General features: G+C 44.0%; 21 protein-coding genes. 9 read left to right on the plus strand and 12 right to left on the minus strand.

Annotation, left to right across the window (positions count from 1 at the left end; all coding sequences use genetic code 11):
• Positions 1 to 14: 14 nt before the first annotated feature.
• Positions 15 to 584, plus strand: coding sequence for a hypothetical protein (locus I2I13_RS02040; RefSeq protein WP_004324721.1), 570 nt, complete (start codon positions 15 to 17; stop codon positions 582 to 584).
• Between the two features lie 339 nt (positions 585 to 923).
• Here the strand turns inward: I2I13_RS02040 and I2I13_RS02045 are convergent, their stop codons facing one another.
• Positions 924 to 1,784 (minus strand): phosphodiester glycosidase family protein, encoded by an 861-nt coding sequence (locus I2I13_RS02045; RefSeq protein WP_195648618.1) that lies wholly within the window; start codon positions 1,782 to 1,784, stop codon positions 924 to 926.
• Positions 1,785 to 2,144: 360 nt separating this feature from the next.
• Here I2I13_RS02045 and recJ point away from each other — a divergent pair, with 360 nt between their 5' ends.
• The 8 genes from recJ to dnaG all read left to right on the plus strand — a co-directional run bounded on the left by recJ (position 2,145) and on the right by dnaG (position 13,345).
• Complete coding sequence (recJ, locus tag I2I13_RS02050; RefSeq protein WP_008650492.1) at positions 2,145 to 3,863, plus strand: single-stranded-DNA-specific exonuclease RecJ; 1,719 nt, start codon at positions 2,145 to 2,147, stop codon at positions 3,861 to 3,863.
• Positions 3,856 to 5,766, plus strand: a complete 1,911-nt coding sequence (locus tag I2I13_RS02055) for an ATP-dependent DNA helicase RecQ (protein ID WP_195648619.1) — start codon at positions 3,856 to 3,858, stop codon at positions 5,764 to 5,766. The genes recJ and I2I13_RS02055 overlap by 8 nt, the downstream gene beginning before the upstream one ends.
• A gap of 38 nt (positions 5,767 to 5,804) precedes the next feature.
• A complete protein-coding gene (locus tag I2I13_RS02060) occupies positions 5,805 to 6,767 on the plus strand; it encodes a lipopolysaccharide assembly protein LapB (RefSeq protein WP_195648620.1) in 963 nt (320 codons plus the stop codon).
• A gap of 300 nt (positions 6,768 to 7,067) precedes the next feature.
• The gene (locus I2I13_RS02065; protein WP_004297266.1) at positions 7,068 to 7,916 is read left to right on the plus strand and encodes a prephenate dehydratase; all 849 of its coding nucleotides are present in this window, start codon (positions 7,068 to 7,070) and stop codon (positions 7,914 to 7,916) included.
• Positions 7,891 to 9,069 (plus strand): pyridoxal phosphate-dependent aminotransferase, encoded by a 1,179-nt coding sequence (locus tag I2I13_RS02070; RefSeq protein WP_195648621.1) that lies wholly within the window; start codon positions 7,891 to 7,893, stop codon positions 9,067 to 9,069. The genes I2I13_RS02065 and I2I13_RS02070 overlap by 26 nt, the downstream gene beginning before the upstream one ends.
• Positions 9,070 to 9,157: 88 nt before the next feature.
• Positions 9,158 to 10,219 (plus strand): bifunctional 3-deoxy-7-phosphoheptulonate synthase/chorismate mutase type II, encoded by a 1,062-nt coding sequence (locus I2I13_RS02075; RefSeq protein WP_074636687.1) that lies wholly within the window; start codon positions 9,158 to 9,160, stop codon positions 10,217 to 10,219.
• A 164-nt stretch (positions 10,220 to 10,383) separates the two neighbouring features.
• Positions 10,384 to 11,157: a prephenate dehydrogenase/arogenate dehydrogenase family protein gene (locus I2I13_RS02080; RefSeq protein ID WP_055167702.1), complete on the plus strand. Its 774-nt coding sequence runs from the start codon at positions 10,384 to 10,386 to the stop codon at positions 11,155 to 11,157.
• Positions 11,158 to 11,263: 106 nt separating this feature from the next.
• Positions 11,264 to 13,345 (plus strand): DNA primase, encoded by a 2,082-nt coding sequence (gene dnaG / locus I2I13_RS02085; RefSeq protein ID WP_148366524.1) that lies wholly within the window; start codon positions 11,264 to 11,266, stop codon positions 13,343 to 13,345.
• Between the two features lie 112 nt (positions 13,346 to 13,457).
• Here dnaG and folE read toward each other — a convergent pair whose 3' ends face one another.
• The 11 genes from folE to I2I13_RS02140 form a co-directional block, all read right to left on the minus strand.
• Entirely contained in the window at positions 13,458 to 14,048 is a 591-nt protein-coding gene (gene folE, locus I2I13_RS02090) for a GTP cyclohydrolase I FolE (RefSeq protein WP_004324710.1), read from the minus strand.
• A gap of 7 nt (positions 14,049 to 14,055) precedes the next feature.
• Entirely contained in the window at positions 14,056 to 14,505 is a 450-nt protein-coding gene (locus I2I13_RS02095; RefSeq protein ID WP_148366525.1) for an SPOR domain-containing protein, read from the minus strand.
• 108 nt (positions 14,506 to 14,613) lie between these two features.
• Positions 14,614 to 15,372 carry a triose-phosphate isomerase gene (gene tpiA, locus I2I13_RS02100; RefSeq protein ID WP_004307847.1) on the minus strand — a complete coding sequence of 253 codons (759 nt, stop codon included), beginning with the start codon at positions 15,370 to 15,372 and terminating at the stop codon, positions 14,614 to 14,616.
• A 106-nt stretch (positions 15,373 to 15,478) separates the two neighbouring features.
• Positions 15,479 to 16,837, minus strand: a complete 1,359-nt coding sequence (locus I2I13_RS02105) for a BT_3928 family protein (protein ID WP_195648622.1) — start codon at positions 16,835 to 16,837, stop codon at positions 15,479 to 15,481.
• Positions 16,827 to 17,369 carry a DUF1599 domain-containing protein gene (locus tag I2I13_RS02110; protein WP_004297257.1) on the minus strand — a complete coding sequence of 181 codons (543 nt, stop codon included), beginning with the start codon at positions 17,367 to 17,369 and terminating at the stop codon, positions 16,827 to 16,829. Before I2I13_RS02110 ends, I2I13_RS02105 begins: the two co-directional genes overlap by 11 nt.
• Before the next feature lie 122 nt (positions 17,370 to 17,491).
• The gene (locus I2I13_RS02115; RefSeq protein ID WP_148366528.1) at positions 17,492 to 18,361 is read right to left on the minus strand and encodes a peptidoglycan DD-metalloendopeptidase family protein; all 870 of its coding nucleotides are present in this window, start codon (positions 18,359 to 18,361) and stop codon (positions 17,492 to 17,494) included.
• Positions 18,362 to 18,380: 19 nt separating this feature from the next.
• Positions 18,381 to 18,845, minus strand: a complete 465-nt coding sequence (ndk, locus tag I2I13_RS02120; RefSeq protein ID WP_148366529.1) for a nucleoside-diphosphate kinase — start codon at positions 18,843 to 18,845, stop codon at positions 18,381 to 18,383.
• A gap of 223 nt (positions 18,846 to 19,068) precedes the next feature.
• Complete coding sequence (gene recG / locus I2I13_RS02125; RefSeq protein ID WP_195648623.1) at positions 19,069 to 21,165, minus strand: ATP-dependent DNA helicase RecG; 2,097 nt, start codon at positions 21,163 to 21,165, stop codon at positions 19,069 to 19,071.
• On the minus strand, positions 21,166 to 21,825 hold the full coding sequence (locus I2I13_RS02130; protein WP_195648624.1) for a 2-C-methyl-D-erythritol 4-phosphate cytidylyltransferase: 660 nt from the start codon (positions 21,823 to 21,825) through the stop codon (positions 21,166 to 21,168).
• A 7-nt stretch (positions 21,826 to 21,832) separates the two neighbouring features.
• Positions 21,833 to 22,384, minus strand: coding sequence for a DJ-1 family glyoxalase III (locus tag I2I13_RS02135; RefSeq protein ID WP_148366532.1), 552 nt, complete (start codon positions 22,382 to 22,384; stop codon positions 21,833 to 21,835).
• Between the two features lie 27 nt (positions 22,385 to 22,411).
• The gene (locus I2I13_RS02140) at positions 22,412 to 23,287 is read right to left on the minus strand and encodes a cell envelope integrity protein TolA (protein WP_148366533.1); all 876 of its coding nucleotides are present in this window, start codon (positions 23,285 to 23,287) and stop codon (positions 22,412 to 22,414) included.
• Positions 23,288 to 23,292: the final 5 nt, after the last annotated feature.

Consider the following 23,292-nt stretch of genomic DNA (forward strand, 5'->3'; position numbering starts at 1 on the left):
TAACATTAACGTATATGAAAAAACTTATTCTATTCTTATTCTTGAGCACGAGCCTGTTCTGTTTCGGACAAGGCAAGAGTGCATTAAAAGACATTCAGTCTATTAAGTTCTATGGGGTAGACTACTCCCAAGTAAAAGTTTTCGGTGCAGATGAATCACCGGCACAATTCAAAGATGCTTTCAGACGTATCAATGAGCTGTTCATCACAGAAGCTAAGAAGTATAACGTAGGAAAACAATTGAAAAAAGAAGTGACAGAGATTTCACTGGATGCCGTCAATCAGGTGAACGAAAACATCGACCTGGCCGAGCTAATGACTGCTAAAAGAGAATATACTCTTAGTAAAGAGCAAATCAAAGCAGCCATCAACGCATTGCCTATCCAAAAAACACCCGGAGTAGGTATGGTGTTTATCGCACAGTTCCTGGACAAATCAAACAATAGAGGTACGTATGAAGTCGTATTCTTCAATACCGAAACAAAGGAAATCATTGAAGAATGGATCACCGACGGCAAGGCACGTGGTTTCGGATTGCGCAACTATTGGGCAGGCTCTATCTATAGCGCACTCAAGAAACTATAAACAATAAAAATACAAGTATGAGGTTATATGGAGTAGGTATTAGATTCGGATTTGAATTCTAAGTCTGTTTGCAATACAGATAAATTTCTTGCCCTACTATTGCTTTTCACTAATTAATTTTGTATCTTTAGTAATTTTCATCCTTTTGGAGATAGCTAGTCACCTTATAGAATGATAAATGTCACCTTATAAGGTGACATTCGTCTTTTTACAAAGTGCCCATTGTCCCGTTACAACGGGACGACTACCCGACTGCACAAAAAGTCACTAGTTTCTGCACTGAAAAGTCTTAATCTATGCACTGAAAGACCTTAAATACAATGAAGAATAATGGAAACGTTATTGATGCGTTATATAAAGAATATTAGGAACTTTCCGTTCTCCGGCATGGTCAAACCGCCCATTGTCACAAGGATAATTAACGACTCCATTATCCGATGCACCGTACAACCAAAGAGTAGTAGATCCACCTCCATCCAAATTTAATGCATCCTCACCTCCTAAAACCCGGATCAGATGTGCCAATTCCGGGATATTCACTCCTCCTGCTTGTTCAGGAAAACGTCCGTCTACCGTTATCAACAGTATTTTTCCATCCTTAGTAGTAGCAACAGCACTGCGAGGATGCTTGTTTCGGATAAAATTCGCATTACAGGAGCTCCAGTCGCAAACCTGTCCGTCTTTCAACATTAACGGACCGGAAGCTAATACTGTACCCGTTTCTTCCTTATATTCCTTTTCTATCTGCCTGTTCCAGAGAATTAACTTCATTTTTCCCTTATGTAGATGTATGGCTCCAGTAACACGCCATTTAGATTCACTCAAAGTGGTCGTATCAACGACCTGGTCACCAACTTTCAGAAAACAAACCGAATTTCCCCGCTTCATATCAAAGTAAGAACCATTAATGGCTGCAATGGCATGATGTTCAGAAGCAATCCGACTCGTCTCCTTCATTTCACCCGAAACCGCTACATCAACTTTCAAGCCTGCGCCGGGATCAACTTCTATTAGACTAACAGACTGGGGTCCCTGATACAATCGGGGGATAGAAGCATACTTATGAATAAGTCCTTTTTGAGGACTTTCCACCTTCCATTGGGCAGAGACAATTGCCAGTGAATCCGATACTGTTTGCCCTTTTATTATTCCGATAGAGCATAAAATCAAGATAGCAATTAACAGGTTTCTTTTTATCATAGACAGAGAAATGAATCATTTAAGCCGCTAAAGCTAGTCAATAATCAACATTCATCCAAAGATTCCCGTACTTTTCCACTCTCTCACTCCATTTTCTCTATCGGTCCTTCTCTACTATCCAGATAATCAATATCCTCCGACGACTTCCGATACAGAATGACCAGTAGCCCCTTAAGCCAACTTTTGGCAGCTTCTTACTTTTAATATGGTGGCGTTTTTCCTGTCTTCGTTTTCTATGGTCTTGAAATATTTTCGTCTTATCTACTATACACTTCCGCTTTTTTTCGTACTTTTACCCCTTGTTGGAAAGAAGTGCCTTTCCGACCCTTGAGAAAAGAAAAAGAAAAAACAATATATAAAATGAATCACAAATGGAATTATCGACCCATTACACCCGAACAGGCAGAGACAAGCCAGACATTGGCCCAGGAACTAGGGATTAGCCCGATACTTGGACAACTTTTGGTGCAGCGGGGAATTACGAAGGCAGCAGATGCCAAGAAGTTTTTCCGCCCGCAATTGCCCGACCTGCATGATCCGTTCCTGATGAAGGATATGGATATTGCAGTGGAACGTCTGAACAGGGCGATGGGAAAGAAAGAACGTATTCTAATTTATGGAGATTATGACGTAGACGGTACTACTGCCGTAGCATTGGTCTACAAGTTTATTCAACAGTTCTATTCGAACCTTGATTATTACATACCCGACCGATACAATGAAGGGTATGGCATTTCTAAAAAAGGAGTGGACTATGCCGCAGAAACCGGTGTAGGACTGATTATTGTACTCGATTGTGGAATTAAAGCAGTAGAAGAAATCACTTATGCCAAAGAGAAAGGGATTGATTTCATCATCTGCGATCATCATGTACCGGATGATGTGCTTCCGCCTGCCGTAGCTATTCTGAATGCCAAACGCCTGGACAATACGTATCCGTACACTCACCTTTCCGGTTGTGGAGTCGGTTTCAAGTTTATGCAGGCATTCGCTATCAGTAACGGTATCGAGTTCCACCACCTGATTCCTTTGCTGGATATTGTAGCTGTGAGTATTGCATCGGACATCGTTCCGATTATGGGTGAAAACCGTATCCTCGCCTACCACGGTCTGAAGCAACTGAACAGTAACCCGAGCATTGGTATGAAGGCTATTATCGACGTATGCGGACTTTCTGAAAAGGAAATCACCGTCAGCGATATTGTGTTTAAAATCGGACCGCGCATCAATGCATCAGGACGTATTCAAAACGGAAAAGAAGCCGTAGACCTGCTGACGGAAAAAGATTTCTCGGTAGCACTTGAGAAAGCCGGACAAATCAACCAGTACAACGAAACCCGGAAAGACCTCGACAAGAGTATGACGGAAGAGGCAAACAACATCGTTGCCAATCTGGAAGGATTAGCGGATCGCCGCTCCATCGTGCTCTACAACGAAGAATGGCACAAAGGCGTGATCGGCATCGTAGCTTCCCGTCTGACAGAAGTGTACTACCGCCCTGCCGTGGTACTGACCCGGACGGATGATATGGCAACAGGTTCCGCACGTTCAGTTTCCGGCTTCGATGTATATAAAGCAATCGAGCATTGCCGCGACCTGCTGGAAAACTTCGGGGGACATACATACGCCGCCGGACTGTCGATGAAAGTGGAAAACGTGAATGCCTTTACCAAACGGTTCGAAGAATACGTTTCACAGCATATCTTGCCGGAACAAACCAGTGCTGTGATCGAAATTGATGCTGAAATTGATTTCAGGGATATTTCGTCAAAGTTCTTCAACGACCTGAAAAAGTTTAATCCTTTCGGTCCTGATAACACGAAACCTATTTTCTGCACTCACCATGTCTATGACTACGGAACAAGTAAAGTGGTGGGACGCGATCAGGAACATATCAAACTCGAACTGGTCGATAATAAATCGAATAATGTAATGAACGGTATCGCGTTCGGACAGAGCTCACACGTACGTTATATCAAAACGAAACGCTCGTTCGACATCTGTTACACCATTGAAGAAAACACGCACAAGCGTGGTGAAGTACAACTTCAAATCGAGGATATAAAGCCGATTGAATAAGTATCAGGAGATATTAAAACAATATTGGGGATATGACTCCTTCCGCGACTTGCAGGAGGAGATCATCACCAGTATCGGCGAAGGCAAAGATACACTGGGACTTATGCCGACCGGAGGCGGTAAGTCCATCACTTTTCAAGTGCCTGCTCTCGCCCAGGAAGGGATTTGCATTGTCATTACTCCTCTCATCGCCCTGATGAAAGATCAGGTGCAAAACCTGCGTAAACGCGGCATCAAGGCGCTTGCCGTCTATTCAGGCATGACACGGCAGGAGATTCTCACTGCTCTTGAAAATTGCATCTTCGGTAATTATAAATTCCTCTATATTTCTCCGGAACGTCTGGACACGGACATATTCCGTGCCAAACTGCGATCAATGAAAGTCTCCATGATTACGGTCGACGAAAGTCACTGTATCTCACAATGGGGATATGACTTCCGTCCTGCTTACCTGAAAATTGCCGAAATACGGACATTGCTACCGGGAATTCCGGTACTGGCACTTACGGCGACCGCCACTCCGGAAGTAGTGAAGGATATTCAAGCTCGCTTGGATTTCCGTGAAGAGAATGTTTTCCGCATGAGTTTCGAACGGAAAAACCTGGCGTATATCGTCCGGCAAACGGATAACAAAACTCAAGAACTGTTGCATATCTTACGAAAGATACCCGGCAGTGCCATTATCTATGTACGCAACAGACGACGCACCAAAGAAATCACCGAGTTACTGGTAAACGAAGATATTACCGCCGACTTCTATCACGCCGGACTGGATAATGCCGTAAAAGACCTCCGGCAAAAACGCTGGCAAAGCGGAGAAGTTCGTGTAATGGTAGCGACAAACGCCTTTGGAATGGGGATTGATAAACCCGACGTGCGCATCGTATTGCATCTCGATCTCCCCGACTCTCTCGAAGCTTACTTCCAGGAGGCCGGTCGTGCAGGAAGAGACGGTGAAAAAGCGTATGCTGTGATCTTATACACCAAAACGGACAGAACGACGCTGCACAGGCGCGTTGTGGATACTTTTCCCGACAAAGAGTATATTCTCAGTGTCTACGAACATCTGCAGTATTACTATCAGATGGCAATGGGCGACGGTTTCCAATGTGTCCGCGAATTTAATCTGGAAGAGTTTTGCCGGAAGTTCAAATACTTCCCGGTTCCGGTGGACAGTGCACTGAAAATACTGACTCAAGCCGGTTATCTGGAATATACGGACGAACAGGATAATGCCTCCCGTATTCTTTTCACGATTCGCCGGGACGAACTATACAAATTGCGGGAAATGGGAACGGAAGCCGAAGCACTGATACAGACGATTCTCCGCTCTTACACCGGAGTATTCACCGACTATGCCTATATCAGCGAAGCAACCCTGTCCATACGTACCGGACTGACCCGTGAACAAATTTACAATATACTGGTCACGCTTACCAAACGTCGCATCGTGGATTACATCCCGCACAAAAAGACACCTTATATTATATACACCCGCGAACGACAGGAACTTCGTTTTGTGCATATTCCTCCTTCCGTCTACGAAGAACGCAAAGCCCGGTATGAAGCCCGCATCAAAGCGATGGAAGAGTATGTCACTTCGGAGAATGTGTGCCGGAGCCGGATGCTGCTCCGTTACTTCGGAGAGAAGAACGAGCACAACTGCGGACAATGCGATGTTTGTCTTAGTCACCGTGCAACTGGTGCCCTGACCGAGAATTCTTTCGATTTCGAGGAACTGAAAAAGAAAATATCAGAATTACTTACCCAGAAACCGCTGACACCGGTAGAAATAGCCGATAAGATAGAAGCGGAGAAAGAGAGCATCAGCGAAGTCATCCAATATTTATTGGAGGAAGGTGAATGGAAGATGCAGGATGGAATGATACATATTTCAAAATAAGTTACTACCTTTGCAAGGTAACTCAAAAATAACACACCATGCCGAACTTTTTTAAATCTTTCTTCTCCGGTAAGTCGGAAACTCCGGAAAGTGAAAAACAGAAAAACGATCAGAAAAATTTCGAGATCTTCAAATACGACGGTTTACGTGCGCAACGCATGGGACGTCCGGATTATGCAGTAAAATGTTTTATTGAAGCTCTTGCCATCAAGGAAGAGTTTGAAACAATGGGCTATCTTAGCCAACTCTATATCCAGATGGGGGAAACGGCAAAGGCCCGCGAGCTATTGGAAAAGATGGCTGCTATGGAACCTGATGTCACAAGTACTTTCCTGACACTGGCCAATGTATGCTTCATCCAGGAAGATTATCAGGCTATGGAAGAAGCTGCCAATAAAGCGATTGCCATCGAAGAAGGAAATGCCGTGGCTCATTATCTGTTAGGAAAGGCCCGCAAGGGACAGGATGACGACCTGATGACTATTGCCCATCTCACCAAAGCAATCACTTTGAAAGATGATTTCATTGAAGCTCGCCTATTACGTGCGGAAGCATTGATGAACCTGAAACAGTATAAAGATATGATGGAAGATATAGATGCTGTGCTCGCCCAGAATCCGGAAGAAGAGACAGCCATGCTCCTGCGCGGAAAAGTGAAAGAAGCAGACGGCAAGGACGAAGAGGCAGAAGAGGACTACAAACTGGTGACGGAAATAAACCCGTTCAACGAACAGGCATACCTTTATTTAGGGCAACTTTATATCAACCAGAAAAAACTGACGGAAGCTATCGGCCTGTTTGATGAAGCCATCGAGCTGAATCCGAACTTTGCAGAAGCCTACAAAGAACGTGGACGTGCTAAATTACTGAATGGTGATAAGGACGGTTCTGTAGAGGACATGAAGAAATCTCTGGAACTGAATCCGAAGGATGAAGCTAACCTGAACGGTGAATTCAAGAATCTGGGACCAAAGCCTGAAGCACTTCCCGGCATCTTTTAAGTATCCTTTTCATGTATTTTAGGCAAGAAAACAAAAAAAGTATCGTTTTTTGTTTGCATCTAACAGAAAATTATTACTTTTGCCCCAGAATTAAAAACCAAAGCAAAAAATAAAGATTCGAATGAAATCATTTACTTATGCATATTACTTCTTTTTTTACTTTTACTTTAGCAACAAAGTAGAGCGGGAGTTTGTATGTATCAAGTGACAGTGATGCTTAAGGACTGAATAGAGAAATCAATCATATGAATCCCGCTCCAATATGGACGCGGGATTTTTTTATATAATATATTTAGAACAATGAAAAAGATAGCAATTCAAGGAACACTCGGCTCATATCATGATATCGCCGCACACAAGTACTTCGAGGGAGAAGAAATAGAGTTAATCTGTTGTGCCAACTTCGAAGACGTGTTTACTTCGATACGGAAAGACAGCCAGGTTATCGGAATGCTAGCCATCGAGAATACGATTGCGGGAAGTTTGTTGCACAACAATGAATTGTTGAGACAAAGCGGCACACAGATTATCGGTGAATACAAACTGCGCATCTCGCACAGCTTTGTCTGTCTCCCCGATGAGAACTGGGAAGATCTGACAGAAGTCAACTCCCACCCTATCGCCCTGATGCAGTGTCGCGAATTTCTGAATCAACATCCGCAGTTGAAAGTGGTGGAAGGTGAAGATACGGCCCGCAGCGCAGAAATCATCAAGAATGAAAATCTGAAAGGACACGCTGCCATCTGCTCCAAAGCAGCAGCCGAACGTTACGGCATGAAAGTCCTTCAGGAAGGTATCGAAACGAACAAGCACAACTTCACCCGTTTTCTGGTTGTTGCCGATCCCTGGCAAGTAGACGAACTCCGCCAACATCATGCCAATGCAACCAACAAGGCAAGTATTGTATTCACTCTTCCACACACGGAAGGCAGCCTGTCACAGGTTTTATCCATTCTATCGTTCTATAATATCAATCTGACCAAAATTCAATCGTTGCCTATCATCGGACGGGAATGGGAATACCAGTTTTACGTAGATGTAGCTTTCAACGATTATCTAAGATACAAGCAGTCTATTGCTGCAATCACTCCATTAACCAAAGAACTTAAATTATTAGGCGAATATGCAGAAGGAAAGTCAAACGTATAAAATCGCTCCTGCCGACAGATTGGCAAGTGTTAGCGAATACTACTTCTCAAAGAAGCTAAAAGAGGTAGCACAGATGAATGCAGAGGGAAAGGATGTTATCAGCCTCGGCATCGGAAGTCCTGATATGCCTCCCTCAAGGGAAACCATCGAAACATTGTGCAACAATGCTCATGATCCCAACGGACACGGTTATCAACCGTATATAGGTATCCCCGAACTACGCAAAGGCTTCGCTGCCTGGTATCAACGCTGGTATGGAGTGGAACTGAATCCGAATACGGAGATACAGCCTTTAATCGGCTCGAAAGAAGGAATTCTCCATGTTACGCTGGCATTCGTCAATCCGGGTGAGCAGGTGCTAGTCCCGAATCCGGGATACCCGACCTATACATCTTTGAGTAAAATACTCGGAGCGGAAGTTATCAACTACGACCTGAAAGAAGAGGATGGCTGGATGCCTGACTTCGAGGCACTGGAAAAAATGGATCTTAGTCGCGTAAAACTGATGTGGACCAATTATCCCAACATGCCGACGGGAGCCAATGCAACTCCGGAAATCTATGAACGTCTCGTTGATTTTGCCCGTCGCAAGAATATCGTAATTGTGAATGATAATCCATACAGCTTCATTCTGAACGAAAAGCCTATCAGTATCCTAAGTGTACCGGGAGCCAAAGACTGTTGCATCGAGTTCAATTCTATGAGTAAGAGCCACAATATGCCGGGCTGGCGTATTGGTATGCTGGCATCGAATGCTGAATTCGTACAATGGATATTGAAGGTGAAAAGCAATATCGACAGCGGTATGTTCCGTGCCATGCAACTGGCTGCAGCTACCGCCCTTGAGGCTGAAACAGACTGGTATGAAGGTAATAATAAGAATTACCGCAACCGTCGTCATCTTGCCGGTGAGATCATGAAAGCATTGGGATGCACCTACGATGAGAAACAAGTAGGCATGTTCCTCTGGGGGAAGATTCCTGCTTCCTGCAAGGATGTAGAGGAACTGACAGAAAAGGTGCTGCATGAAGCAAGAGTGTTTATCACTCCGGGATTTATCTTCGGCAGTAACGGAGCAAGGTATATTCGTATCTCACTTTGTTGCAAGGACAATAAGCTGGCGGAAGCACTGGAAAGAATTAAAAGAATCTAACCTCTTCCAAAGAGAGGACGACAGCAAGATGAGACAGAATAAGTTCAATAAAAACAAGTTATTAAAAGAATAAAAAACAAATAAGAATATGGAACTCGAATCAATTTTATTACCGGGCATTGAGGCTAAAAGACCAATTGTCATTGCCGGCCCATGTAGCGCAGAAACGGAAGAACAAGTAATGGATACAGCCAAACAACTGGCTGCTAAAGGACAGAAAATATATCGTGCCGGAATCTGGAAGCCGCGTACCAAACCGGGAGGTTTCGAAGGTATCGGTGTAGAAGGTCTTGCCTGGTTGAAAGAGGTGAAGAAAGAAACTGGAATGTATGTTTCTACGGAGGTAGCAACAGCCAAACACGTTTACGAATGTCTGAAAGCGGGAATCGATATTCTTTGGGTAGGTGCACGCACCACTGCCAATCCTTTCGCCGTACAGGAAATCGCTGACGCACTGAAAGGTGTTGATATCCCTGTGTTAGTCAAGAACCCGGTGAATCCGGATCTCGAATTGTGGATCGGAGCACTGGAACGCATCAATAACGCAGGATTGAAGCGTCTGGGTGCTATCCATCGCGGTTTCAGCAGTTATGACAAAAAGCTCTACCGGAATCTTCCCCAATGGCATATTCCTATCGAACTGCGCCGTCGCATCCCTAATCTTCCGATTTTCTGTGATCCGAGCCATATCGGTGGAAAACGTGAGTTAGTTGCACCGCTTTGCCAACAGGCTATGGACTTGAATTTCGACGGTCTGATTATAGAAAGCCACTGCAACCCGGATTGCGCATGGAGCGATGCTTCTCAACAGGTTACTCCGGACGTACTCGACTATATCCTCAATCTGTTGGTAATCCGTACGGAAACACAATCTACCGAAAGTCTGGCACAGCTCCGTAAACAGATTGACGAATGTGACGACAATATCATTCAGGAATTAGCAAAAAGAATGCGTGTGGCACGTGAAATCGGTACTTACAAAAAAGAGCACGGAATCACAGTTCTTCAAGCCGGACGTTACAATGAGATTCTGGAAAAACGTGGCGCGCAGGGCGAACAATGCGGTATGGACAGCGAGTTTATGAAGAAGATTTTCGAAGCCATCCACGAAGAATCAGTTCGTCAACAGATGGAAATTATTAATAAGTAGTTAGAGTGAAGGTGTGTCATAATGAATAATAAAACGCAGATTAACGCAAATTATCGCAGATTATTTCAATTATATTGATATATTAATCAACGACTTATAAAATTATTTCTGCAATAATTTGTGTTAATCTGCGTTTTGACACACTCTCACTAAAAATAAACATTATGAGAATATTAATCCTTGGAGCCGGTAAAATGGGCTCCTTCTTTACTGATATTTTGAGCTTTCAACACGAGACGGCCGTGTTCGACGTCAACCCGCACCAGTTGCGTTTCGTCTATAACACGTATCGTTTCACCACATTGGAGGAAATTAAGGAATTTGAGCCGGAATTGGTTATTAATGCCGCTACAGTAAAGTACACGTTGGATGCCTTTCGCAAAATACTGCCTGTACTACCGAAAGACTGCATCATTAGTGACATTGCCTCTGTAAAAACCGGACTAAAGAAGTTCTACGAAGAGAGTGGTTTCCGCTACGTTTCCAGTCACCCTATGTTTGGCCCGACTTTCGCAAGTCTTAGCAATCTAAGCAGCGAAAATGCCATCATCATCAGTGAAGGCGACCACCTGGGAAAAATATTCTTCAAAGACCTCTATCAGACATTGCGTTTGAACATCTTCGAATATACATTCGATGAGCACGACGAAACAGTAGCCTACTCGCTTTCTATTCCGTTCGTATCGACTTTCGTATTTGCTGCCGTAATGAAACATCAGGAAGCCCCGGGAACTACGTTCAAAAAGCACATGGCAATCGCCAAAGGGCTGCTAAGCGAAGATGATTACCTGCTTCAGGAAATTCTGTTCAACCCACGCACTCCGGGACAAGTGACTAATATCCGGACAGAGTTGAAAAACCTTCTCGAAATCATCGAAAACAAGGATGCGGAAGGTATGAAAAAGTATCTGACGAAGATTCGGGAAAAGATTAAATAATCAATACCGGTGCCAAGATTTAACGATCCCCTGCAAAAAAGTTCTTTGCAGGGGATTTTTTTATGTGTACCTTTGTATCCGCAAAAACGGATTCACAGGAGAAAGAATGATAGATCAAATTACCATAGACCGGATATTAGATGCGGCACAAATTATAGATGTCGTTTCAGATTTTGTCACCCTGCGCAAACGTGGTGTCAATTACGTCGGTTTGTGTCCGTTCCACAGTGATAAAACCCCTTCTTTTTATGTCTCTCCCGCCAAAGGATTATGCAAGTGTTTTGCTTGTGGAAAAGGTGGAAATGCCGTGCATTTCATTATGGAGCACGAGCAGATGTCTTATCCGGAAGCATTGAAGTACCTTGCCAAGAAATATAATATCGAAATCAAGGAACGGGAATTAAGTGACGAGGAGAAGTTTGTGCAAAGCGAACGTGAAAGTCTGTTTATTGTCAACAACTTTGCACGCGATTATTTCCAGAATATACTAAAGAATCATATAGACGGCCGTAGCATCGGTATGGCCTATTTCCGTAATCGTGGCTTTCGCGATGACATTATTGAGAAATTCCAGTTAGGCTACTGCACCGAAAGTCATGATGCATTTTCCAAAGAGGCAATCCAAAAAGGATATAAGAAAGAGTATCTGGTAAAGACCGGACTTTGTTATGAAACGGATGACCACCGGTTACGGGATCGTTTTTGGGGACGTGTTATCTTTCCTGTCCACACGCTTTCCGGCAAAGTGGTGGCTTTTGGCGGACGTGTACTTGCCAGTGCAACGAAAGGGGTTAAAGTTAAATACGTCAATTCGCCCGAATCGGAAATTTACCACAAAAGCAACGAATTATACGGTATATATTTCGCCAAACAGGCTATTGTAAAGCAAGACCGCTGCTTTCTAGTTGAAGGTTACACGGATGTGATCTCCATGCATCAATCCGGCATAGAGAATGTGGTTGCTTCTTCGGGAACAGCCCTCACGCCAGGACAAATCCGTATGATCCATCGGTTCACCAACAATATGACGGTGCTTTATGACGGTGACGCAGCAGGTATCAAGGCTTCTATCCGGGGAATTGATATGTTATTGGAGGAAGGGATGAATATCAAAGTCTGTCTTCTTCCCGATGGGGACGACCCGGACTCTTTTGCCCGTAAACATAACTCTACGGAGTTTCAAGCCTTCATCTCGGAACATGAAACGGACTTTATCCGCTTCAAAACGAACTTATTGCTGGAGGATGCAGGAAAAGACCCTATCAAGCGTGCGGAACTGATTGGCAACCTGGTGCAAAGTATCTCTGTCATTCCGGAAGCGATTGTTAGAGATGTCTATATCAAAGAATGTGCCCAACTACTTCATGTAGAAGACAAACTGCTTGTATCGGAAGTTGCCAAGAGGCGGGAAACTCAAGCGGAAAAGCGAGCTGAGCAAACGGAACGGGAACGCCGGATGGCTGAAAGAACAGCTATGATGTCACAGGGTAGCACACCTCCTGAAGATGTTCCAATGCCTAATGGAGATATCCCGTTGCCTCCTGAAGTGGATGGCGGATATACAGATGTTCCTCCTGCTCTGCAGGAAGACAGCTATGCTTCCTTTATTCCACAGGAAGGAAAGGAAGGGCAGGAATTCTACAAATTCGAACGGCTGATATTACAGGCGGTAGTTCGTTATGGAGAGAAAATCATGTGTAACCTGACCGATGAAGAAGGAAATGAAATTCCGGTAACCGTCATAGAATATGTGGTTAATGATCTGAAAGAGGATGAATTGGCCTTCCATAATCCGCTGCACCGCCAAATGTTATCGGAAGCTGCCGCACACATGCACGATGCCAACTTCATTGCCGAACGTTATTTCCTGGCACATCCTGATCCGGTAATCAGTAAATTGAGTGTAGACTTGATTAATGTGCGTTATCAGCTTAGTAAATATCACTCCAAGTCCCAAAAGATCGTGACGGATGAAGAACGGCTCTATGAACTGGTTCCGATGTTAATGATTAACTTCAAGTATGCAATCGTAACAGAGGAATTAAAACACATGCTTTATGCCCTACAAGATCCTGCTCTTGCCCATGATAATGAGAAATGTGACTCACTTATGCAACGCTATAATGAGTTGAGAACCGTACAAAGCATCATGGCAAAACGCTTGGGAGACCGGGTTGTTCTGCGATAAATCTTCATCGGTGCGAAGCCATGCCTTCACCGGTGCCGCACACCCTCCTCATTGATGCCGAAGCCTACGTTCCCCGGTGCTGGAACAAAATCGCATTTTTTAGAGGTTTTCTCTATAAAGTTCCGTGTTGAATCAGATTCATAAACTCTTCACGAGTCTTTGCCTGATTGAAAGCTCCGGTAAAGTCAGAAGTAGTAGTAATAGAGTTTTGTTTTTCTACACCACGCATCTGCATGCACATGTGTTTGGCTTCCACCACTACCATTACACCCAGTGGATTCAGGGTTTCCTGAATGCACTCTTTGATTTGCAGTGTCATGCGTTCCTGCACTTGCAGACGATGAGAGAATATATCGACTACACGGGCAATCTTACTCAACCCCGTGATATAGCCGTTAGGAATATAAGCCACGTGCGCCTTTCCGTAGAACGGCAACATATGATGTTCGCAAAGAGAGAAGAAATCGATATCTTTCACAATCACCATCTGACTATATTCTTCCTGGAATTTAGCGGAACGAAGCACTTCATGAGGATCCATATGATACCCTTTCGTCAAGCTTAACATTGCCTTAGCCACCCGTTCCGGAGTTTTTAATAACCCTTCCCTTTCGGCATCTTCACCCAACAAAGTTATAATACTACGATAATGACTCTTCAACTCCTCCAGATTCGGAGAAACAATTTCTTCTTTTTCTAACATGATACAATTATAAAGGGATATTGATCTGGTCTCTTACAATAGAAACCTCTTTGAACACACCGGTAGCTTTCAACCGACGCATCATTGCGTCCGCTTCTTCAATGCTACGGAAATCACCTACACGACAAAGCCAACGAGGTGGATTGAACGAAGTATATACCGTCAATTCAGGAAAATACTCTTTCACACGTGATGCCACATGATAAGCATCATTCTTCGCCTGACGAGTATTGTTACCGGCATACGCCTGAATTCTGAACCCGGAAGTCTTTATTACTTTCTGTTCACCTGTTGCAGGACGTTCCATACCTATGAGAGCCTCAATGCGGGGGTCTTGATGGATAGTCACCTTTCCTTGCCCCGGAATGTTACGTTCCAGACTCTTGATAATACTTTGCGCTTGTATGCCAACACTTGCCAAAGCCAGCAACAAAGTAAGTAAGGCTATTTTCTTCATTTAATAAACAGTATTTAGGCACGGATTACGCGGACTACACGGTTTTTAAGATTTCATAGACAAAAACACCGTGTAATCCGTGAAATCCGTGCCTGAAAAAAGTTTTAATTATGCGTTGAAGGCATCAATGATACCTTTGAAATCAGATACTTTCAAAGCAGCACCACCAATCAAACCACCATCAACGTCCGGGTTAGCGAACAGTTCTTTAGCGTTAGAAGGTTTACAGCTACCACCGTAAAGGATAGAAGTATTGTCTGCGATTTCTTTACCATACTTGTCAGCTACGATAGAACGGATGAAAGCATGGATTTCCTGTGCTTGTTCAGGAGAAGCAGTTTTACCTGTACCGATAGCCCAAACCGGTTCGTAAGCCAATACAATCTTAGAGAAGTCTTCAGCAGACAGAGAGAATACAGATTCCATCTGTGCAGCTACCACTTCGTTCTGCTTGTTAGCTTCGCGTTCTTCCAACACTTCACCGATACAGAAAATCGGAGTCAGGCCGTTAGCCAAAGCCAATTTTACTTTTTCTTCCAGGATAGCAACTGTTTCACCGTAGTATGCACGACGTTCAGAGTGTCCCAGAATTACATATTTTGCACCTGTAGAAGCAACCATTTCAGCTGAAACTTCACCTGTATATGCACCTGATGCTTTGTCTGCACAGTTTTCAGCACCTACACCGATCTTTGCAGCGTCTACCAACGGAGTAACAGAAGCCAGGTGGATAAACGGAGTACAGATGATTACATCACAGTTAGGCTTTTCGTTAGCCAATGCTTCGTTCAGTTCTTTAGCCAAAGCGATACCCTCTTGAAGGGTTTTGTTCATTTTCCAGTTTCCTGCAACAATGTTCTTTCTCATTTTGTTTTTTATTTTAAAGGGTTAATAAATTTACGATTGGACGATTGACGATTGAACGATTGAAATTAGTGTTCGTTACAGAGGGTCGATCGTTATCATTCATTTCTTATTCTCGTTCTTCTATTCCTTGGTTCTTTATTTCCATTTCTTTGTTTTTCACCTCTTCCTCTCGTTGCTTCCGCTCCGCGTTTTTCCGTTCTCTGCGGCGAACGACCAAAACATCCACTCCAAGCACTAACAACAACGGAATGACAAACCATAAGAATACATATCCCACCGTATGAGTATCACTGCTCACTTTCTGCTTTCCTAACGGCAGATTTTCCAGCTTGTCCGTCAGCACATATTCATCCGGTATATCCTCATCGCTCCATTTATTCAGAATTGTTCCGTTCTTAATCAGTATCAATCCCGGATTGGAACGAACCATCGTCTTTAATGTAATATCATCCATCTGACAGAAAGGATATTCGGCTCCCGTCTTGTCCTTCCACAATTCGATCTGCTCTTCCGGTGAAGAAGTGAGGCAGTAAAACTTATAGCCATGCTCCACCGAATAGTCATATATCTCATTAATCAAATCAATGTTACTATCATCCGCCTCTTCAATCCGATGGGCAACCAACAGGAAGGTGTATCCTATATCCGTCAAGACATCGTCTGTTATATCTTCACCCGTATTCAGATCAATCATAGAGAAATCGTGAATAGCCGGTTCATATCCTTTTTCCTTTAAGACTGTCCGCGTGTCGATAAATGTCCAGGTACTATCCGGATAGTTATCCAACGTAAATTCTTTCTTCTCTCCGTTCTTTTCCAAGATAAAGATGCTTTCATATACACTCGGTTTCGCTCCTTCGGGCATTGTCATCCCTTCCAGAATATTCTTTCCGATCTTGTAAGGACGAAAATCTAAAACAGGCAGACGGTCCAAACAATAGAATGACAAAGTAAACACAAAAAACAGCGTATAGAGAGAAACCAACCATTCCATCTTCACACTGATAAAACGAATCAGCATCCTTCTGTGACGGAAAGCCATCATTGCTGCAAACAGCAGAACTATATTCTTCCCGAATGTCTCCCAGTTTGTCAACACCCAGGCATCTCCAAAACAGCCACAATCCGAAACCGGATCAAAGATGGCAAGATACAAAGTCAGTGGTGTCATGAAAATCATCAGCATCAAAGCCAATGAAGTAGCCAAGGTTCTTCTGGTAGCAAAGAATAAGGAGATACCGATAAAAAACTCAATAGCTGATAAAGTGATGCCTCCCAATAAAGGGAAGAATGAAGGAAACCAGGAATCCATTCCGAATGCGGTCAGATAATCCTGTATCTTATACTGGAACCCCAGTGGATCAACTGCCTTTACAAATCCGGAAAAGATGAACGATGCCGCCAAAAGAAAGCGACACATATTCGCCACTACCTCCTGAATGATATGTAAGTTCTTATCCTTCAAATTCTATCTTAATCAGTCCGAAAACAGAGTAATTAATCATATCCATATAATTGGCATCAATTCCCTCTGACACCAATGTGTTGCCGGCCAGGCTCTCAATCTGCTTGGTACGGTAAATCTTCATCAAGATCAAGTCTGTGTAAGAGCTGACACGCATGCTCCGCCAGGCTTCATCATAATCATGGTTTTTGGCAAGCATCAGGTCTAATGCCTCTTTTGCATACTTATCGTATAAAGCCATCGCTTCTTCATTGCTGATGTCGGCAGATTCGGCATACCCCAGCTCCAACTGGATGAGTCCGACAATGCCATAATTGACAATCGCAATAAACTCTGCACGGATTCCCTCATCAATCAAGGTCACTCCTTTGGTTTCAATACTACGAATCCGATTGGCTTTAATAAAAATCTGGTCAGTCACCGAAGCCGGACGCAGGATACGCCATGCAGGCCCGTAATCGTGCAGCTTCTTAGAAAATAAGTCACGGCACAAGGCGATGACATGTTCAAATTGTTGCTTGGTATCTTTCATCTTCTTCCAAATAGTGCGCAAAGGTAACAATAATTAAGTAAAAACAGAAAGAGGGCACTCTAAATTATATTAAAGTGCCCTCTTCTAAAGATATTGTATTACTGTTTTATAAGCTATCTATTTTATGAACAACGCAAAACCTGTCCGATACGCAAAGTCGTGGTCGGTTTGATGCGGTTCAGTTTGCAAAGCGTGCTGACTGATACGCCGCGTAACTTAGCAATGCGGGACAATGTATCGCCACTCTTCACCTTGTGATAACGGATAGCACCGTCAGCCACCTGAGTGTCATGAGAACCTGCACGATTCACGCCTTTTGCTTTGCGGAACGTATAAGTATCGGCAACGATATCCTGTTTCGGGAAGTCGAACATATAAATCGGATTAATGGCAATTCCCAGGAAGCGGGTTTCGAAATGAAGATGCGAACCAGTAGAACGTCCGGTGTTACCACCCAGACCAATCGGTTCACCGGCTTTCACCAGCTGATTATCTTCAACCAATTGTTTAGACAAGTGTCCGTATACAGTTTCCAATCCATTATCATGACGGATAACAACGTACTTACCATAACCTCTGCGCTCATACTTCACTACACGCACTTTACCGTCAAAAGCAGCAACGATTGTATCACCGATATTAACCTTCAAGTCGAGGCCATTATGCATTCTTCTCCAACGAGGCCCGAAAGGCGAAGTAATTTTAGTACTCGGAGTTGGCATATGGAAACCAGTCAGGTCAATTGTATACGTTTCAGGGATAATAGCATTTCCGTAAGCATGCACATACTGGTTGTTCCAGTTTGGATAAAGACTTAGGGCGGGATATTCGGACTGTTCGGCGCGGATTTGCTTCTGCAAGGCCAAAGAGTCTACTGATTTTAATTTCTTGTCTATCGGTGCTTGGCGGGCAATCAGGTCTTGCGAGAAAGAGCTCAGACTGACCATAGCCGCAACAGCGACCAATCCTGTTTTAATAATGCTAAAATTCATTCGTTCTTTGTCAATTCAATTAATATTCGTCGTTTGCGTACAGGTAGTCAAATGTTGCCTGCTTGTAATCGAATATTTCTTCCGGTTTAAAAAATCTCGTTAATTCAATAGCTGCCGTCTCCGGAGAATCGGATGTATGAACTATATTCTCTTGAAAGCTCATACTATAATCCCCACGAATGGTGCCTGGGGCAGCTAAACGTCCATTAGTCGGTCCCGCCAACGTACGGACTGTTTGAATAGCATCCACACCTTCGAAACAACAAACAATGACAGGAGCTGTCATCATCGAATCTTTCACACGCTGAAAGAAAGGTTTGCCGCTAAGGTGGGCATAATGTTCGCTTAACAATTCATCAGTCAGTTGCACCATCTTCATGCCGGCCAACCGCAATCCTTTACGTTCAAAGCGGTGAGTAATCTCACCAACCAATCCCCGTTGAAGGGTACACGGTTTTAAAATGACCAGCGTTTTTTCAAGCATAATACTCGACTTTACAAATGGTTAAACAATACATTTACTAAAAAAATTCCTCCAAAGATAGTATTTTCCAATGAAAAGGCAAGGGAGTTATTAACTATTTTTCAGATGCTTAGTACGGAAAGAAGGGACAATCAGGGCGTTAAACTCCTATAAATAGGGAGGATAGAGACGAAATATGTTTTGCAACACATTTACGCAAATAAACTGCATGTTTAACCGTTTTTCAACTTATGGCAGCCCAGTTAACATTCGTTTTCCGTAAGGCTTTAAGCTGTCGCCATAAGATTTCGTTCTCCGGACTTTGTGCTGCAGGGTCTTGTTCTACAATACTTTCAGCTATAGCACGAACGTATTGCAACAGTTGCCCGTCGCGGACAATATCCGCAATCTTCAAATCGAAAGCAATGCCACTTTGCTGTGTACCTTCAAGATCACCGGGACCACGCAATTTCAAATCGGCTTCTGCTATTTCAAAGCCATCATTGGTGCGCACCATGATTTCCAATCGCTTCCGGGTGTCCTCCGTCAACTTGTAATTCGTCACCAGAATACAATAAGACTGTTCTGCTCCACGCCCCACCCGGCCGCGCAACTGATGTAACTGCGATAACCCGAAACGTTCTGCATTTTCTATAATCATCACCGAAGCATTCGGAACGTTCACTCCCACTTCGATGACGGTGGTAGCTACCATGATCTGTGCTTTACCCGAAACAAAAAGTTGCATTTGTTCGTCTTTCTCGGCAGGCTTCATTTTGCCATGCACTTTGCAAACCGTACACTTCGGAAACTCTTCCAGAATATGCTGATATCCTTCTTCAAGATTCTTCAAATCAATCTTTTCGCTCTCTTTAATCAGCGGATAGACAATATAAACCTGACGTCCTTCGTCGATCTGCTTACGCACCGAACGATACATGCTTTCCCGGCGATTGTCGAATTGATGGATGGTAGTAATCGGTTTTCTTCCGGGAGGAAGTTCATCAATCACAGACACGTCCAAGTCGCCATACAAGGTCATCGCCAACGTACGGGGAATGGGAGTGGCAGTCATTACAAGTACATGCGGAGGTTGAACATTCTTACTCCAAAGACGGGCACGCTGAGCCACGCCAAAACGATGTTGTTCGTCAATCACAACGAAACCTAAAGAGGAGAAATTGACAGTATCTTCAATAACGGCATGGGTTCCTATTAATATCTGCACATCTCCGGTCAGCAATCCGGTCAGAATCGCTTCTCTCCTTTTTCCTTTAATAGAACCTGTCAGTAGCTCAACACGAATGTCCATGCCAAAAAGCAATTCCTTGATGGTTTCGTAGTGCTGGTTTGCCAGGATTTCGGTAGGTGCCATCATACAAGCCTGATAGCCATTATCCAATGCCAGCAACATACTCATCAAGGCAACCAGTGTTTTTCCGCTTCCTACATCTCCCTGCAAAAGACGATTCATCTGCCTGCCACTGCCGACATCGTTCCGTATCTCTTTCAATACCCGTTTCTGCGCACCCGTCAGTTGGAAAGGAAGATTCTTTGCATAAAATGTATTGAACACATCTCCCACTCTTTCAAAGATGTATCCACGATACCTTTTCTGCCTGTCTTTGGCATATCGGAGAATGTTTAACTGAACATAAAACAGTTCTTCAAATTTAAGACGGTATTGTGCCCGACGAAGGACATCGGGATTGGTCGGGAAGTGGATATTCCGGAGCGCTTCCGTCAAAGGCATCAAATGATGCTCCGTCAGCAACTTGGGAGAAAGTGTTTCAGGCAGAGGTTCCTGTATCTGCTGAATCACCGTTGCCATCATCTTCTCAATCGCGTGAGAGTTGAGGAAACTGCGTTTCATCTTCTCCGTCGTACTGTAATAAGGTTGCAGTCCCACCGAGGAAAGTTTCAAATCATCCGGTTTATCTATATCGGGATGCGCCACATTGATACGTCCGTTAAAAACAGTCGGTTTGCCAAAGATGATATATTCCTCGTGAAGTTTATACTTTCCCAAGATGTACTTTATGCCTTGAAACCACACCAAATCAACGACTCCTGTGCCATCCGAAAAATGCGCTGTCAGACGGCGTTGCCGTCCTTCACCAATAGTCTCAAAACCGAGGATTTCTCCTTTCAACTGAATATACGGCATATTGCCATCTATTTCATGAATGTAATAGATGCGGCTCCGGTCAATATATTTATAAGGGAAATAATAAATTAAATCGTGCAAGGAGTAGATTTCCAACTCCTTATTTAATACAGCGGCTTTTTGAGGGCCTACACCGGAGATAAATTTTATGTCGCGTGTGGCTAAATCAAACATTTATAAAAGAGCACTCCCCACTTTTAAATCGAAAGGAGTTGTTATTTTTATATTTTCACGGTTGCCTTCTGCCAGATAAACGGGCATTCCCATCGCTTCCACAACGGAAGCATCATCTGTAAAGAAGGGGGTAAATTCCTGTGCGTAGGCTTGTTTCAGCAACTCTACATCGAACACTTGCGGCGTTTGCACCAGTTTGTAATCCATCCGGCTGACTGTTTCACTTCCGGCATCTGTCAAATGGCGAAGTGTCTCTACTACATCCACCACAGGAATCACGGCTTTCTGCACCTCTGCCAACTCATAACAACGGCGAATCACTTCTAGTGATACAAACGGGCGTACTCCATCATGCACCCCCACCAATCCCGGCTCTTGCACCAATGCCAGCCCATTCTTTACGGAATGGAAACGTGTTTCACCTCCTTCCGCAAGGACATGTTTCACCGTAAAATGATGTTTATCACAAAGTTGCTTCCAGAAACTTTGTTGCTCCTGCGGAAGCACCAATATGATTTGAAGTGTCTCGTCATATCTCCTGAAGACTTCCAGGGTATGCATCAACACAGGTTTATCACCCATGGGAAGGAATTGTTTGGGGAGATCACTTCCCATTCGCAAGCCCTTTCCACCGGCGACAATGATTACATATTTCTTCATGGGCGGTTTAGCGTTTAACGCACATCGCTTCTACCAGTTCGCCTACTTTTTCTTTACCTGCCAACAGATCAACGATTGCCAAGGCAAATTCCATAGCAGCACCCGGTCCCATCCCCGTAATGATGTTTCCATCACGTACGACATGTGCATTTACACATTCGGCGCCATCCAGATATTGTTCGAAACTCGGATAACAGGTAGCCTTCTTTCCTTTCAGCAGCCCCAGTTTACCCAACACCATCGGAGCAGCACAAATGGCAGCAATAGGTTTACCTTTTGCAGCAAAATCAAGAATCAATTTACGCAATCCTTCGTGCTTGTCAAGTGTAGCAGCTCCCGGCATTCCTCCCGGCAACAACAAAAGTTCAGCATCGAAGAAATCGCAATTCTCGAAATTGATATCGCAAAGAACAGATACATCATGTGCTCCCACTACAATTTCATCCGGTGTAACGGATACGATTTCTACATTCAGTCCGGCACGTCTCAACGTGTCAATAGCAGTAAAGGCTTCAATTTCTTCAAAACCATCTGCAAAAAAAGCGTATACAGTTCCCATAATGCTTAATATATTTGGTTAATGATACTATCTCAAGTTAAAATAATAGGTGATTGTCCCTGTCTGGTTATTCACTCCATCGATCGTATTAAAACGGGCTTTCTTAGCTGCATCCTCCGCTGCTTTACGTAAAGCAGAGTTTACAGTGTTCGTTTGAGGGCTAATGCTGGTCGACACTACTTGTCCTGCGGGATTCACGGTGATATTCACCACTACACGTCCTTCTTCCTGCACGTTATATACAGGCTTCGGCAAACTACCCGTACCTAAAGAACGTCCGCCAAGGTCAAATGTTCCATAACCACCAGTTCCGGTCTTCGCTCCGGTAGAAGAATTACCTTCTTTGCTACCTTCGGTTCCCGTGCCACTATCTGCTGTTCCTTTATTACCTGTCATTTGCGCTCCTTTTCCGAACGCACCGGCCACCCTCTTTTTAGCAGCCTCTTCGGCAGCTTTACGTTCACGTTCCGCTTTTTCCTCCGCCAGTCGTTTCGCCTCCGCAGCTTTTTCCGCTTCCGTTTTTTCCGGCTTCTTCACCGGCTCTTTCGGCTTGACCACCTCTTTAGGTTTCACCGTTTCTTTTTTCGGTTCTTCCGCTTTAGGTTTCAAAGTGACCGTTTCCTCTTCAGTCTGTGTCAGTAAATCCTGTTCCGAAGGAAGTTGCGGTTCTGTTTCTGCAGGCGGTGCTGCCGCATCTTCATCCATAATATCCACATCTACCAGAGAAGGATCATCAAAACCGCTCGCTGCGTCCACATTCCCCAGCATCACGGGCACTCCACCTGCATCTTCATCCGGTTGGGGGACAGTAAAGCTCACCAGAATCAAAAGAGCAATCACTGCCACATGCACCAATAGTGCACCGAGCGCTCCTATGTATTCACCCTTTTTTCTTCTGTCCATTGTTT

This window comes from Bacteroides sp. D55t1_190419_B8, assembly GCF_015558905.1.
Taxonomy (GTDB): Bacteria; Bacteroidota; Bacteroidia; order Bacteroidales; family Bacteroidaceae; genus Bacteroides; species Bacteroides vicugnae.

Bases quoted from the DNA above. Each gene is read 5' to 3' on its own strand.
- tpiA (WP_004307847.1), bottom strand. From the start codon at position 15,372: ATGAGAAAGAACATTGTTGCAGGAAACTGGAAAATGAACAAAACCCTT.
- ndk (WP_148366529.1), bottom strand. From the start codon at position 18,845: ATGCTTGAAAAAACGCTGGTCATTTTAAAACCGTGTACCCTTCAACGG.
- I2I13_RS02130 (WP_195648624.1), bottom strand. From the start codon at position 21,825: ATGAAGAAATATGTAATCATTGTCGCCGGTGGAAAGGGCTTGCGAATG.
- I2I13_RS02070 (WP_195648621.1), top strand. From the start codon at position 7,891: ATGCAGAAGGAAAGTCAAACGTATAAAATCGCTCCTGCCGACAGATTG.
- I2I13_RS02075 (WP_074636687.1), top strand. From the start codon at position 9,158: ATGGAACTCGAATCAATTTTATTACCGGGCATTGAGGCTAAAAGACCA.
- folE (WP_004324710.1), bottom strand. From the start codon at position 14,048: ATGTTAGAAAAAGAAGAAATTGTTTCTCCGAATCTGGAGGAGTTGAAG.
- I2I13_RS02065 (WP_004297266.1), top strand. From the start codon at position 7,068: ATGAAAAAGATAGCAATTCAAGGAACACTCGGCTCATATCATGATATC.
- I2I13_RS02110 (WP_004297257.1), bottom strand. From the start codon at position 17,369: ATGAAAGATACCAAGCAACAATTTGAACATGTCATCGCCTTGTGCCGT.
- I2I13_RS02060 (WP_195648620.1), top strand. From the start codon at position 5,805: ATGCCGAACTTTTTTAAATCTTTCTTCTCCGGTAAGTCGGAAACTCCG.
- dnaG (WP_148366524.1), top strand. From the start codon at position 11,264: ATGATAGATCAAATTACCATAGACCGGATATTAGATGCGGCACAAATT.
- recJ (WP_008650492.1), top strand. From the start codon at position 2,145: ATGAATCACAAATGGAATTATCGACCCATTACACCCGAACAGGCAGAG.
- I2I13_RS02140 (WP_148366533.1), bottom strand. From the start codon at position 23,287: ATGGACAGAAGAAAAAAGGGTGAATACATAGGAGCGCTCGGTGCACTA.
- I2I13_RS02040 (WP_004324721.1), top strand. From the start codon at position 15: ATGAAAAAACTTATTCTATTCTTATTCTTGAGCACGAGCCTGTTCTGT.
- I2I13_RS02135 (WP_148366532.1), bottom strand. From the start codon at position 22,384: ATGGGAACTGTATACGCTTTTTTTGCAGATGGTTTTGAAGAAATTGAA.
- recG (WP_195648623.1), bottom strand. From the start codon at position 21,165: ATGTTTGATTTAGCCACACGCGACATAAAATTTATCTCCGGTGTAGGC.
- I2I13_RS02080 (WP_055167702.1), top strand. From the start codon at position 10,384: ATGAGAATATTAATCCTTGGAGCCGGTAAAATGGGCTCCTTCTTTACT.
- I2I13_RS02115 (WP_148366528.1), bottom strand. From the start codon at position 18,361: ATGAATTTTAGCATTATTAAAACAGGATTGGTCGCTGTTGCGGCTATG.
- I2I13_RS02045 (WP_195648618.1), bottom strand. From the start codon at position 1,784: ATGATAAAAAGAAACCTGTTAATTGCTATCTTGATTTTATGCTCTATC.
- I2I13_RS02095 (WP_148366525.1), bottom strand. From the start codon at position 14,505: ATGAAGAAAATAGCCTTACTTACTTTGTTGCTGGCTTTGGCAAGTGTT.